Annotated in this window: 9 protein-coding genes and 1 pseudogene; 7 read left to right on the top strand and 3 right to left on the bottom strand. The window is 71.5% G+C overall.

What is annotated here, in order from left to right:
- Positions 1-4 precede the first annotated feature (4 nt).
- From ACFPCV_RS34590 to ACFPCV_RS34580, 3 genes are all read left to right on the top strand, one after another.
- Entirely contained in the window at positions 5-2095 is a 2091-nt protein-coding gene (locus ACFPCV_RS34590; protein ID WP_378061259.1) for an iron ABC transporter permease, read from the top strand.
- A 151-nt stretch (positions 2096-2246) separates the two neighbouring features.
- A complete protein-coding gene (locus tag ACFPCV_RS34585) occupies positions 2247-2792 on the top strand; it encodes a TetR/AcrR family transcriptional regulator (RefSeq protein WP_378061257.1) in 546 nt (181 codons plus the stop codon).
- Between the two features lie 9 nt (positions 2793-2801).
- Entirely contained in the window at positions 2802-3779 is a 978-nt protein-coding gene (locus ACFPCV_RS34580) for an aldo/keto reductase (RefSeq protein WP_378061256.1), read from the top strand.
- A gap of 67 nt (positions 3780-3846) precedes the next feature.
- On the opposite strand, the gene ACFPCV_RS34575 is transcribed toward ACFPCV_RS34580, so the two are convergent.
- Positions 3847-5583, bottom strand: coding sequence for a chitinase (locus ACFPCV_RS34575; protein ID WP_465251582.1), 1737 nt, complete (start codon positions 5581-5583; stop codon positions 3847-3849).
- Positions 5580-7154: a chitinase gene (locus ACFPCV_RS34570; RefSeq protein WP_378061255.1), complete on the bottom strand. Its 1575-nt coding sequence runs from the start codon at positions 7152-7154 to the stop codon at positions 5580-5582. The genes ACFPCV_RS34575 and ACFPCV_RS34570 overlap by 4 nt, the downstream gene beginning before the upstream one ends.
- Positions 7155-7470: 316 nt before the next feature.
- On the opposite strand from ACFPCV_RS34570, the gene ACFPCV_RS34565 reads away from it, so the two are divergent.
- Positions 7471-8904, top strand: a complete 1434-nt coding sequence (locus ACFPCV_RS34565; RefSeq protein ID WP_378061253.1) for a pyridoxal phosphate-dependent decarboxylase family protein — start codon at positions 7471-7473, stop codon at positions 8902-8904.
- A 229-nt stretch (positions 8905-9133) separates the two neighbouring features.
- Here ACFPCV_RS34565 and ACFPCV_RS34560 read toward each other — a convergent pair whose 3' ends face one another.
- Positions 9134-9526 (bottom strand): helix-turn-helix domain-containing protein, encoded by a 393-nt coding sequence (locus ACFPCV_RS34560; protein WP_378061252.1) that lies wholly within the window; start codon positions 9524-9526, stop codon positions 9134-9136.
- 106 nt (positions 9527-9632) lie between these two features.
- On the opposite strand from ACFPCV_RS34560, the gene ACFPCV_RS34555 reads away from it, so the two are divergent.
- The 3 genes and pseudogenes from ACFPCV_RS34555 to pxpB form a co-directional block, all read left to right on the top strand.
- A complete protein-coding gene (locus tag ACFPCV_RS34555) occupies positions 9633-10952 on the top strand; it encodes an MFS transporter (RefSeq protein WP_378061251.1) in 1320 nt (439 codons plus the stop codon).
- The gene (locus ACFPCV_RS34550) at positions 10949-11707 is read left to right on the top strand and encodes a LamB/YcsF family protein (RefSeq protein WP_378061250.1); all 759 of its coding nucleotides are present in this window, start codon (positions 10949-10951) and stop codon (positions 11705-11707) included. Before ACFPCV_RS34555 ends, ACFPCV_RS34550 begins: the two co-directional genes overlap by 4 nt.
- Positions 11704-12297, top strand: a pseudogene (pxpB, locus tag ACFPCV_RS34545) (5-oxoprolinase subunit PxpB); the annotation flags it as partial. The gene ACFPCV_RS34550 and the pseudogene pxpB, both read left to right, overlap by 4 nt.
- Positions 12298-12307: the final 10 nt, after the last annotated feature.

Here is a 12307-nt window from a genome sequence, read left to right as displayed (position 1 = left end):
CACAGTGGACACGACGACGATCGCGCGTCCCGCCCCGCCCGCGGTTCCCGTTCGGCGGGGCGGTCGCCTCACCCTGCTGGTCGCCTGCCTGCTCGGCCTGATCGCGCTCGGCGCCACCGTGCACCTCACGCAGGGCACGGCGAACCTGCACGCGACGGACGTGCTGGCGCTGGTGTTCGGCGGCGGGAGCGACGAGGGCGCCGCGATCGTCATCGAGTCCCGGCTCCCCCGGCTGCTCGCGGCACTCGTCGTGGGTGTCGCGCTGGGGGTGGCGGGCGCGGTGCTGCAGTCGGTGGCGCGCAACATCATCGCGTCCCCCGACACGCTCGCGGTCGACGCGGGCGCGCACCTCTCGATCGTCGCCGTCGCCGCGTTCGGCATCTCGGTGCCGCTGCTCGGCGCGGCCGGGATCGCGTTCGCGGGCGGGCTCGGCGCGGCACTGCTGGTGCTCACGCTGTCGGGCACCGGCGGCACGGGGATCGTGCGGCTGGTGCTCGCGGGCACGGCGCTCGCGCTCGCGATGATCGCGATGACGCATGTGCTGCTCCTGCTGTTCTCCGAGGAGACCCGCGGCCTGTTCGCGTGGGGTGCGGGGTCGCTCGGGCAGAACGGGCTCTCCGGTGTGCAGACGCTGGGTCCGGTCATCGGGGGCGCGCTGGTGCTGCTGCTCGTCCTGTCGCGGCGGCTGGACCTGGTGTACCTGGGCGACGACCACGCACGGACGCTGGGTGTCCACGTCGGCCGGATCCGGTTCGCGGCGATCACCCTCGCGGTGCTGATGGCGGCGTCCGCGGTGACCCTGGCGGGCCCGATCGGTTTCGTGGGGCTCGCGGCGCCCGCGCTGGTGCGGCTGCTCGCCGGTGCCGTGCCCGGCCTGCACCGGCACGCGGCGCTGATCCCGGTGTCGGCGACGATGGGCGTGGCGCTGCTGCTCGGCGCGGACGTGCTGCTGCGTGCCGTGATCGGCTCGCAGGGCGCGCTGGAGGTCCCGACCGGCGTGGTGACCACGATCCTCGGCGCGATCTTCCTGATGGTGCTGGCACGCAACATCCGCGCGACCGCGGTCACCGCCGAACCACCCGCGGCTGGCGCCCGCGGCGGCGTCGGCGCGGTCCGGTTCCGCGTGATCCTGTCGGTGCTGGTGGTCGTGGCCGTCGGCGCGGTCGCGGGCTCGGTCCTGCTCGGCGACACGAAGCTGCTGATGGGCGACGTGCTGAACTGGGTGACCGGCCAGGCAGGGCCCATCGTCACGAACGTCATGGAGAACCGGGCGCCGAGGGTGGTGGCCGCGCTGCTGGCCGGTGTGGCGCTGGCACTCGCGGGTGCCGTGATCCAGGCGGTGGCCAGGAACCCGCTGGCGGAACCGGGAATCATCGGCGTCTCCGGCGGCGCCGGGCTCGGCGCGGTCACCGTGATCACGCTGGTGCCGGGGGTGGGGTTCTGGACACAGGCCGGCGTGGCGGGCATCGGCGCGGCGCTGACGATGGCACTGGTGTTCTCGCTGGCGGCGCGGGGCGGCTTCGCGAGCGAACGGCTGGTGCTGATCGGGTTCGGTGTGCAGGCCGCGGCGCAGGCACTGATCACGTTGCTGATCACGCTGTCGGACCCGTGGAACGAGACGAAGGCCCTGACGTGGCTCGGCGGGTCGACCTACGGCCGGTCGTTCGAACACCTGGTGCCGATGATGCTGGCGGTGCTGGTCGTCGTGCCGGTGCTGATCCGCGCACGGGGCGAACTGGACCTGCTGTCGGTGGACGACGAGACACCACGCGTGCTGGGTGTGCACGTGCCGAGGTCGCGCCTGCTGCTGCTGGCGTGCGCGGTGCTGCTGACCGGCGCGGCGGTGGCCGGGGTCGGTGTGATCGCGTTCGTCGGCCTGGTCGCACCACACGCGGCCCGCGCGATCGTGGGACGGCGGCACGCGCGGGCACTGCCGGTGGCCGCGCTTCTCGGCGGGATCCTCGTGTGCGTCGCGGACACGATCGGCCGTTCGGTGATCGCCCCGAGCCAGCTCCCGGCCGGCCTGATGACGGCGATCATCGGCGCGCCGTACTTCGTGTGGCTCCTGTACCGGAGCCGGACGCGCACCGCGTAGCCACGCGGTGCGGGTCGCGCGTGTTTCCACGCGTCCTCCGTGGCCCGGACCTTCCTTCCGCAGTGCGGTCTCGCGAGCGACGGGCGGGAACGTTCGTTCTCGCGTAAGGTCGAGAACATCAGTTCTCGGTGTCCACTGTCAAGGAGGTGCGATGGACCTGAAGACGGCGCAGGACCGCGCGCTCGACGCGGCGGAGGACCTGTTCTACCGCCGCGGTGTGCACGCCGTGGGCATGGACGACATCCGCGACACCTCCGGCGTGTCGCTCAAGCGGCTGTACCAGCTGTTCCCCAACAAGGAACGCCTGGTCACCGCCTACCTGCGGCGCCGGGACGTCCGCTGGCGCGGCGGGCTGAGCGAGTACGTCGGCCGCGTCGCGGACCCGCGCGAGCGCCTGCTCGCCGTGTTCGACTGGCTGCTCACCTGGTTCACCGACCCGGACTACCGCGGCTGCGCGTGGATCAACTGCTTCGGCGAGCTCGGCGCGACCTCCAGCGCGGTCGCCGAGGAGGTCCGCACGCACGAGGAGGGCTTCCGCCGCCTGCTGCGTGAGCTGTCCGCCGCCGCCGGGCACGACGACGACCTCGCAGAACAGCTCCTGATCCTGGCCGAGGGCACGATCGTGACCGCGGCGATCACCGGCGACGCCGGTACCGCACACCGAGCACGCGCCGCAGCGGCGAGGCTCGTGGGTTAGCGTCCCCACATGGAGTACAGGCGACTCGGCCGGTCCGGGCTCGAAGTGTCCACAGTGGTCCTCGGGTGCATGAGCTTCGGGGATCCGCATCGCGGCACCCACGGGTGGACGCTCGACCTGGACGCGTCCCGGCCGTTCTTCCGCGCCGCGATCGAGGCGGGCATCACCACGTTCGACACCGCCAACGTCTATTCGGCCGGGTCCAGCGAGGAGATCACCGGCACGCTGCTGGGCGAGTTCGCGAGGCGCGACGAGGTCGTCATCGCGACGAAGGTCAACGGGCGCATGGGTCCGGGCCCGAAGGGCGCCGGTCTGTCCCGCGCGGCGATCCTCGCGCAGATCGACGAGAGCCTGCGCCGCCTCGGCACCGACTACGTGGACCTGTACCAGATCCACCGCTTCGACCAGAACGTGCCGGTCGAGGAGACGATGGAGGCGCTGGACGACGTGGTGCGGTCGGGCAAGGCCAGGTACCTCGGCGCGTCGTCGATGTGGACGTGGCAGTTCGCGCAGCTGCAGCACGCGGCCGACCTGAACGGCTGGACGCGTTTCGTGTCCATGCAGGACCAGTACAACCTGGTCATGCGCGAGGAGGAGCGGGAGATGCTCCCGTACTGCGCCGACCAGGGCATCGGGGTCCTGCCGTGGAGCCCGCTCGCCCGCGGCAGGCTGACCCGCGACTGGGACGCGACGACCGAACGCTCGGCGAACGACAACTTCGGCGGCAGCCTGTACCGCCAGGCCGAGGACGCGGACCGGCGCGTGGCCGCCGCCGTGGCGGCGATCGCCGGGGAGCGTGGCGTGTCACGGGCGCAGGTGGCGCTGGCGTGGCTGCTGCACCAGCCCGCGGTGACGGCCCCGATCGTGGGTGCGACGAAGCCCCACCACCTCGACGACGCGGTCGCGGCGGTGGACCTGCGGCTGTCGGACGACGAGCTGGCGCGGCTGGCGGCCGACTACGTGCCGCACGTCCCGGAGGGGTTCTGATGGTCCGATGCCCTGAAAGGCGCTTTCGGGACGTTGAGCGTCCCGAAAGCGCCTTTCAGGGCACTGGTCACGGCAGTCCGTCGAGGAACGGCCGGTGGCTGTTCTGGAACTCCCATCCGTAGTAGCGGTCCCAGTTGATCGACCACGTCATCAGCCCGCGGATGGCCGGGGACGCGCCGCCCCGCAGGGTGTAGCCGCCGCAGCTCTGGTTGCGGGCCAGGCAGTTCAGCGCGTCGTGCACCGCGGCGGGCGCGGTGTGGCCGTTGCCCGCGCTGACCGCGGCCGGGAGGCCGAACGCTATCTGGTCCTCCCGCAGGCCGGGGAACGTGTGTCCCGTCCTCGCCACCGGGAAACCGGCCTTGATCATGTCCGTCATCGCGATGTGGAAGTCCGCACCGCCCATGTTGTGGTACTGGTTGTCCAGCCCCATCACCGGGCCCGAGTTGTAGTCCTGCACGTGCAGGACGGTCAGCGCGTCCCGCATCGCGTGGATCACCGGGAGGTACGAGCCCGTCCGGTTGTCGCCGCCGCCTGCACCGCCGTAGAACTGGTAGCCCACCTGCACGAAGAACGTCTCCGGTGCCATCGTCAGCACGAAATCGCTGCCATAGCGTGCTTTCAGCGCCTTCAGCGCGGCGATCAGGTGCACGATCACCGGTGTCGTCGGGTTCCGGAAGTCCGTGTCACCGGCGTCGAGGTACAGCGAGTGGCCCTCGAAGTCGATGTCCAGGCCGTCCAGGCCGTACCGGTCGATGATCGCCGACACCGACTGCACGAACCTGTCGCGGGCCGCCGCCGTCGTCAGCTGCACCTGGCCGTTCGCGCCGCCGATGGAGATCAGGACCTTCTTGCCCTGCGCCTGTTTCGCGCGGATCGCGGCGATGAAGTCCGCCTCCGACTCGGCTCCTCCGCACTCGGCCACCGGGCACAGCGAGAACCGGATGTCGCCGCTGTTCACCGACGTCGGTTCGCCGAACGCCAGGTTGATGACGTCCCACGCCGCGGGCACGTCCGCCATCCGCACGTACCCGGAACCGTTGGCGAAGCTCGCGTGCAGGTAGCCGATCAGCGCGTGGCGCGGCAGGTCCGCCTGCTGGCAGCCGGACGTCGTCGCCGACACCGGTGCGCTGCGGGCCGACTCCCCCGCCGCGTTGTGGGCGGTGACGGTGTACGTGTGCGTCTCGCACGCGCCAAGGCCCGAGATGGTCGCCGACGTGCCGGACACCGTGGTGCGCGGGGAAGATCCCTCGTACACGCGGTAGCCGGTCGCGCCGCTGACCGCGGGCCACGACAACGTGATCGACGACGCGGTCGCCGTGGCCGACGGCGTTCCCGGTGCGGCGGGCGTTCCGGGGTCGGTGCCGCCCGGACCGTCGAGCACCACGTCGTCCGCGTGGTACGTGCCCGCGCCGTACCAGCCGTGCAGGTACAGCTCCGCCGACGTCTGGCTCGCGCCGCTGGTGAAGGTCAAGGACAGCTGCTGGTAGGCCGACGGCGCCGCCCAGGTGGACGGTCCGCCGGTCACGCCGAGGTACACCGGGTTGCCGCGCACCCACGCCGACACCGTGTACGTCGTGTTCGGCTGCACCGACACGGTCTGCGCGCAACGACCGTGGTCCGATGCGGACAGCGCGTAGCTCCCCGAGTGGACCGGTGAGGACACCACCGTGCCACCCGAGCACGACCAGCCGGACAGCGAGCCGGACTCGAAACCGGAGTTGGTCAACAGGTTCGCCGCCGAAACGGGCTGGGCGAACACGACAGCCATCAGGACAGCGGCAGCCGCCGCGATCAGGCGCCTCACGGCAGCGTGTCCAGGTGCGGTGCGACGGTGCGCGCGAAACCGTTGCCGTTGGCGACGTCCCAGTTGATCGACCAGGTCATAGCGCCGCGGATCTCCGGGTACGTGCGTGGCGGCCGGAACGAGCCGCAGTTCGTGCCGCGGGCAAGGCAGTCGAGCGCGTTGTTCACCACCGACGGCGCGACCACCCCGCCACCGGCGGCGCCGGGACCGGCAGGCAGGCCGACCGCGACCTGGTCGGGCCGCAACCCGTTCTCCAGCTGGATGCACGTCAGCGCGGTGATGAAGTTGACGTTGCCCTGCCCGTACGCGGCGGACTGGTCGCAGCCCAGCATCGAACCCGAGTTGTAGAACTGCGTGTGGACGACCGTCAGGATGTCCTTGATGGACAGTGCGAGCGCGAAGTACGAGCCGCTCGTGGACTGCATGTCGATCGTCTGCGGCGCCATCGTGATGATCAGGCTCGACCCGACCGCGCCGCGCAGGCTCCGCAGCGCCTGCGCCATGTACGTCGGGTTCAGGCCGTTCTCCAGGTCGATGTCCACGCCGTCGAAGCCGTACTCGGCCATGATCGACCGGACGCTGTTGGCGAAGTTCGTCGCGGACGCCGAGTCGCCGACCGACACCCGGCCCGCCTCACCGCCGACCGACAGGATCACCTTCTTGCCGCGCGACTTCAGCGTCGCCACGTCCGCCTTGAACTGGTCGTTCGTGTAACCGCCCAGCGCGGTGGAAAGGCCGGGGTCGACACCGAACGTGACCGCGCCCGGAGTCGAGGTCGCGTCCGCGAAGGCGACCGCGACCAGGTCGTACTCGTTCGGCACCGCCGAGAGACGCAGTTCGGTCGCCGGGTTGACGAAGTTGTGCCAGTAGCCGGTGAGGAAGTGGCGTGGCAGGTCGGCCTGCTGGCAGCCGGTGGTGGTGCCGGTGACCGGCGCGCTGCGGGCGGACTCGCCGACGGCGTTGTACGCGGCGACCGTGTAGGTGCGGGACGTGCAGGCCGGGATGCCGCTGAAGGTCGCCGACGTGCCGGTGACCGTGGTGCGCAGCGCCGTGCCCTCGTAGACGCGGTAGCCCGTGGCGCCGGCGGCCGTGTTCCAGCCGAGCGTGATGGCCGAGGCGGTGGCACCGGTGACGCGCACGCTGCCCGGCACGCCGGGCACACCCGGCTCCGGGTCGGTGCCGCCACCGCAGTCGGCGCCGTTGACGCGGCAGTTCAGCGGCGAGCCGGACCCACTGGCGAGGAACCCGAAGCTCACCGACGCGCCGGGCGCGAGCGCGCCGTTGTACTCGCGGTTGGCGAACGTGTGGTGGCTGCCGCTCGAGGTGAGCAGCGCGTCCCAGTAGCTGCCGAGCGTGGTGCCGGCGGGGAGGTCGAACTCCACGCGCCAGCCCGAGATCGGCGTCGTGCCGGCGTTGGTGATCGTGTACTTGCCCTCCCAGCCAGAGCCCCAGTCGGAGGACTTGACGAAGGTGGCGGTCTCCCCGGCGGCGAGCGCGGGGGTCGCGGGGATCAGGGTCCCGGCCAGCCCGAGTACGAGCGCGGCGAGGATCGTGGACAGGCGGCGTCGCATGACAACCTCCGAAACGCGGCGAGCAGGGGGAAACCGCGAGGTTGTTATTTGTCTAGACCAATAAAGCCCAATTTGTCCAGACCCGTCACTGCCAGTCACCAAATCCGCGAGTCCCCCGTTCGGAACCCGCGAGTCCCCCGTTCGCAACCCCCGAGTTCCCGGTTCCGGTACGGCACCGACAGCACCGAACCGTCAACTCGCGAGTCCCGAACGGGGGACTCGCGGGTTCCGAACCGGGGACTCGCGGGTTTTGAACCGGGGACTCGCGGGTTTTGAACCGGGGACTCGCGGGTTTTGAGCGATCACAATGGCGGGCATGGACCCGCTGCTCGACCGAGACAACGCCGCTGACCTGCTCGCGGACGTCGCCGCCGCCGCGCCCGGCTACCTCGCCGACCTGCCCGACCGCCTCGTGCGGGACGTCGCGAGCCACCACCTGCTCGACGGACTGGACGGGCCGCTGCCCGAGGACGGGCACGGCTCCCCCGGGTCGATCGCGGAACTGCTGCGCATCGGCACCTCGGCCGCCACCCACTCGTCGGGCCCCCGGTTCTTCCACTTCGTCGTCGGCGGGTCCACGCCCGCCGCGATGGCTGGCGACTGGGTCACCTCGCTGCTCGACCAGCTCAGCGGGATGTGGGCCGCGTCGCCGTTCGCCATCACCGCCGAGACGGTCGCGCTCCGCTGGCTCAAGGACCTCTTCGGCCTGCCACCGGACTGGGGTGGCGTGCTCACCCCCAGCGCCACGTTCGCGAACCTGACCGGGCTGGCCTGCGCACGCCAGTGGTGGGGCGAACAGCACGGCGTCGACGTGGCGGCGGACGGCATCGCCGGGCTGCCGCGCACGCCGGTGATCGCGAGCGGCTACGTGCACCCGAGCGTGCGGAAAGCCCTGCAGATCCTCGGTTGCGGCCGCGACACGGTCCAGGTCCACGCACGCGACGATGCCGGGCGGGCGGACCTCGACGGCATGCGCCGGGCTCTCGCGGACACCGGTCCCGCGGTGCTCGTGGCCAGCGCGGGCGAGGTCAACGCCGGCGACTTCGACCCGATCGACGCGATGGCCGACCTCGCGGCCGAGCACCGGGCGTGGCTGCACGTCGACGGCGCGTTCGGCCTGTTCGCCGCGCTGTCCCCGCGCACCGCGCACCTCGTCGACGGTGTCGCCCGCGCGGACTCGGTCGCCGCCGACGGGCACAAGTGGCTGAACGTCCCGTACGAGAGCGGTTTCGCGTTCGTCAGGCAAGCCCACCGGCTCGGCGAAACGTTCGGCTCGTGGAACGCGCCCTACCTCGCACCGGAGGACGAGAACTCGGTCGACTACAACTGTCTCGGTCCCGAGTCGTCGCGCCGTGCCCGCGCACTGCCGATCTGGGCGTCGCTTCGGGCCTACGGCCGGGCCGGGTACCGCGCGATGATCGAACGGCACCTCGACCTCGCCGAACGCCTCGAGTTCCTCGTCGAGGAGTCCCCCGACCTCGAACTGCTCGCACCCGCCCAGCTGTGCGTGGTCTGTTTCCGTTACACCGCAGCGGGCCGTGACCTCGACGCCCTCAACGCCGCGTTGGGCAGGGCGATCCTGGACGACGGCCGCGTGTACGTCGGCACGACCGTCTACAGGGGAATGACCGCCCTGCGCCCCGCGATCGTCAACTGGCGGACGACGGAGGCCGACATCGACCTGCTGGTGACCGTCGTCCGCGAACTCGGCGCACGGCTCCAGCTGATCGATTCCGCGAAGATCATGTGAAGCCCGGCGCCGTGAAAGACGCGTTCAGGGCAGTGAGTTGTGTCGTGTGCAGCGGCTCACCTTTGCGGGGTGCGCGGGCTCGTTGCCCCGAAAGGCGCTTTCGGGGCGGTGGCGATGTCCCGAAAGTGCGGCGGGACACCCCAACCGCAGCCGAACAACCCTCCGCCACCCCGAGACCTGCCCGTCCGGCGAGCACAAACCACACAAACGGCGAGACGGAATCAATCGGCTAGACGGGGCCGCGGACGCCGATCCGGCGGGACACCGCCACCGCCAGGTCGGCGACCAGCCTGCGCAGGCGGTCCGCGGTGGCCTCGCACGCCACCGGGCCGGGCGTGCGCAGTGTGAGCCCGGCCAGGTGGCGGCCGTCGGTGCCGACGATCGGTGCGCTGAACTGCTCGCCGCCGAACCGCTGCCACCGCGCGTTGAGGTGGTAGCGGTCCTCGTCGTGGCACACGATGTCCAGCTCCGCCAGCGTGTTCAGCAGCCGGTGCACGGTGGTCTTCGGCTGGCCGCTGATCTCCACGAGCCGCGCGAGCCGCATGCCGTCCGGTGCGCCGGACAGCAGCTCGAGCAACTGGAACGCGCTGCGGACCGCTCGGTTGGAAGTCGTCGTGGTCATGCGCCACACCTCATTCCGTTCCAGATCGAGAACGTAGTATTGCAGGATTGTGGGACATTTCTCTACCCTCGGTGTGACCTGGATCCCTGCCGAACGGATGTGCACCATGACCACACCCCAGGGTGCCGACAAGCGCGCACTACGACGGGCCTACACCGCGAGCCTGTCCGGGACCGCGCTGGAGTACTACGACTTCGCCGCCTACTCGGTCGCCGCGGCGACCCTGTTCGGCGACCTGTTCTTCCCCTCCGGCGACGACCTCGCGGGCACCATGGCCGCCTTCTCCACCTACGCCATCGGCTACCTCGCCCGCCCGCTCGGCGGCATCGTGTTCGGCAGGCTCGGCGACGTCATCGGCCGCAAGAAGGTCCTGGTGTACACGCTGCTCCTCGCCGGGATCGCCACGTTCCTCATCGGTCTCCTGCCCACCCACGCGACGATCGGCGGCGCCGCCGCGATCCTGCTGGTGATCCTGCGGTTCGCGCAGGGGGTCGCGGTCGGCGGCGAGTGGGGCGGCGCGGTGCTGCTGTCCAGCGAGTACGGCGACCCGAAACGGCGCGGCTTCTGGGCGTCGGCGGCACAGATCGGCCCACCGGCGGGCAACCTGCTCGCCAACGGCGTGATCGCGCTGCTCGGGATGGTGCTGAGCGAGGCCGCGTACGAGTCGTGGGGCTGGCGGATCGCGTTCCTGCTGTCCGCGGTGCTCGTCGCGTTCGGGCTGTGGATCCGGCTGCGGCTGGAGGAGACGCCGGTGTTCAAGGCGATCGCCGAACGCGAGGAGCGGCCGAGCGCGCCGGTGTCGGAGGTCATGCGGACCGAGCGGCGGGCGCTGGTCGCCGGGGCGCTGGTGCGGGTGTGCCCGGACGTCACGTACTCGCTGTTCACCGTGTTCGTGCTGACCTACATGGTGACCGAGCTCGGCATGTCGAAGACGCAGGGCTCGGCAGCGGTCATGATCGGCTCGGCGGTGCAGCTCGGGCTGATGCCCGCGTTCGGTGCGCTGTCGGACCGCATGAACCGGCGCAGGCTGTACCTGTACGGCACGATCGCCGCCGCGGTCTGGCCGTTCGTGTTCTTCCCGATGGTCGCCGGCGGCTCGTTCCTCCTGCTGGCGTTCGGCATCGTCGTCGCGCTGGTCATCCACGCCGCGCTGTACGGCCCGCAGGCCGCGCTGATCACCGAGCAGTTCTCGCCCCGGCTGCGGTACACGGGCAGCTCGCTCGCCTACACCTTCGCGGGTGTCATCGGCGGCGCACCCGCCCCGCTGGTCCTCGCGGCGCTGCTGAACTGGCTCGGCTCGTGGTGGATCCTCGGGGTGTACCTGCTGCTGTCCGCCGCGCTGACCGTGGTTGGCTTGTGGCTCGCCCGCGACCCGGCCGAGGACGAGGTCGCGGCACCCGCAACCGAGGAGAAAGTCCTTTCGTGACCGTCATCGACCTGAACGTCGACATCGCAGAGGGTTTCGGCGCCTGGCGGATCGCCGACGACGACGCGCTGCTGGCCGTGGTGTCCAGCGCGAACGTCGCGTGCGGGTTCCACGCGGGCGACCCCGGCACGATCCGGCGCGCGTGCGTCACCTCGGTGGCGCACGGCGTGTCGATCGGCGCGCAGGTCGGCTACCGGGATCTCGCCGGGTTCGGCAGGCGATTCATCGACATGTCACCGGGAGAGCTGGTCGACGACCTGCTGTACCAGCTCTCGGCGCTGCAGGGCATGGCCGCGGTCGCCGGCGGACGCCTCGCGTACGTGAAGCCGCACGGCGCGCTGTACAACGCGATCGCGACGCACGAAGCGCAGGCGGCTGCGGTGGTCGAGGCGGTGACGACGTTCGACGCGTCGCTCGCGGTACTCGGCATGCCGGGGTCGCGGTGGCTCGCGCTCGCCGAGGAGGCCGGGCTCGAGACGGTCGCCGAGGCGTTCGCGGACCGCGCGTACACGCCGGATGGCCGCCTGGTGTCGCGCGGGGAACCCGGTGCGGTGCTGCACGATCCGGCGGTCGTGGCGCAGCGGGCGGTGCGGTTCGCGACCGAGGGCACGGTGGTGGCGGTCGACGGTTCGGTGCTGGCGATGCCCGCGCGGTCGGTGTGTGTCCACAGTGACACGCCGGGGGCACTGGACCTGGTGCGGGCCGTGCGTGCCGGGCTGGTGTCGGCGGGGGTCGCGGTGGAGAGCTTTCGGTGAAGGTCCGCCGGTGTGGTGAGTCGGCGCTGCTGATCGAGACCGACGAGGTGCTCGGCTGGTACGCCGCGCTCACCGCCCGGCCCCTGCCGGGGGTGGTGGACCTGGTGCCGGCGGCGCGGACGCTGCTGGTGCGCTACGAGTCCGGTGTGGACTTCGGGGTGCTGGTGGCGCGCCTGTCGGACGTGACACCGCTGCCATCGGCGGCCGAGTCCGGGGACCCGGTGACGATCCCGGTGCGCTACGACGGCGCGGACCTGGCCGACGTGGCTCGCGCGACCGGGATGTCGGCGGACGAGGTGGTGTCCGTCCACACCGGGGCCGAGTACACGGTGGCGTTCACGGGGTTCGCGCCCGGGTTCGGTTACCTGACCGGGCTCGACGACCGGCTCCGGCTGCCGAGGCGGGAGTCGCCGCGCACGCGCGTGCCGGCGGGGGCGGTGGCGGTCGCGGGTGAGTACACGGGGGTGTACCCGCGGCCGTCACCGGGCGGGTGGCACCTGCTCGGGCACACGACCGCGACGCTGTGGGACCCGTCGCGGGAGCAGCCCGCGCTGCTGCGGCCCGGTACGCGGGTGCGGTTCGACGCGGTCTCCACCCTGC

This window comes from Actinophytocola glycyrrhizae, from assembly GCF_042653545.1.
Lineage (GTDB): Bacteria > Actinomycetota > Actinomycetes > Mycobacteriales > Pseudonocardiaceae > Actinophytocola > Actinophytocola glycyrrhizae.
This window is presented reverse-complemented; position numbering and strand designations above follow the sequence as displayed.

Bases quoted from the DNA above. Each gene is read 5' to 3' on its own strand.
- ACFPCV_RS34585 (WP_378061257.1), top strand. From the start codon at position 2,247: ATGGACCTGAAGACGGCGCAGGACCGCGCGCTCGACGCGGCGGAGGAC.
- ACFPCV_RS34580 (WP_378061256.1), top strand. From the start codon at position 2,802: ATGGAGTACAGGCGACTCGGCCGGTCCGGGCTCGAAGTGTCCACAGTG.
- ACFPCV_RS34570 (WP_378061255.1), bottom strand. From the start codon at position 7,154: ATGCGACGCCGCCTGTCCACGATCCTCGCCGCGCTCGTACTCGGGCTG.
- ACFPCV_RS34565 (WP_378061253.1), top strand. From the start codon at position 7,471: ATGGACCCGCTGCTCGACCGAGACAACGCCGCTGACCTGCTCGCGGAC.
- ACFPCV_RS34560 (WP_378061252.1), bottom strand. From the start codon at position 9,526: ATGACCACGACGACTTCCAACCGAGCGGTCCGCAGCGCGTTCCAGTTG.
- ACFPCV_RS34555 (WP_378061251.1), top strand. From the start codon at position 9,633: ATGACCACACCCCAGGGTGCCGACAAGCGCGCACTACGACGGGCCTAC.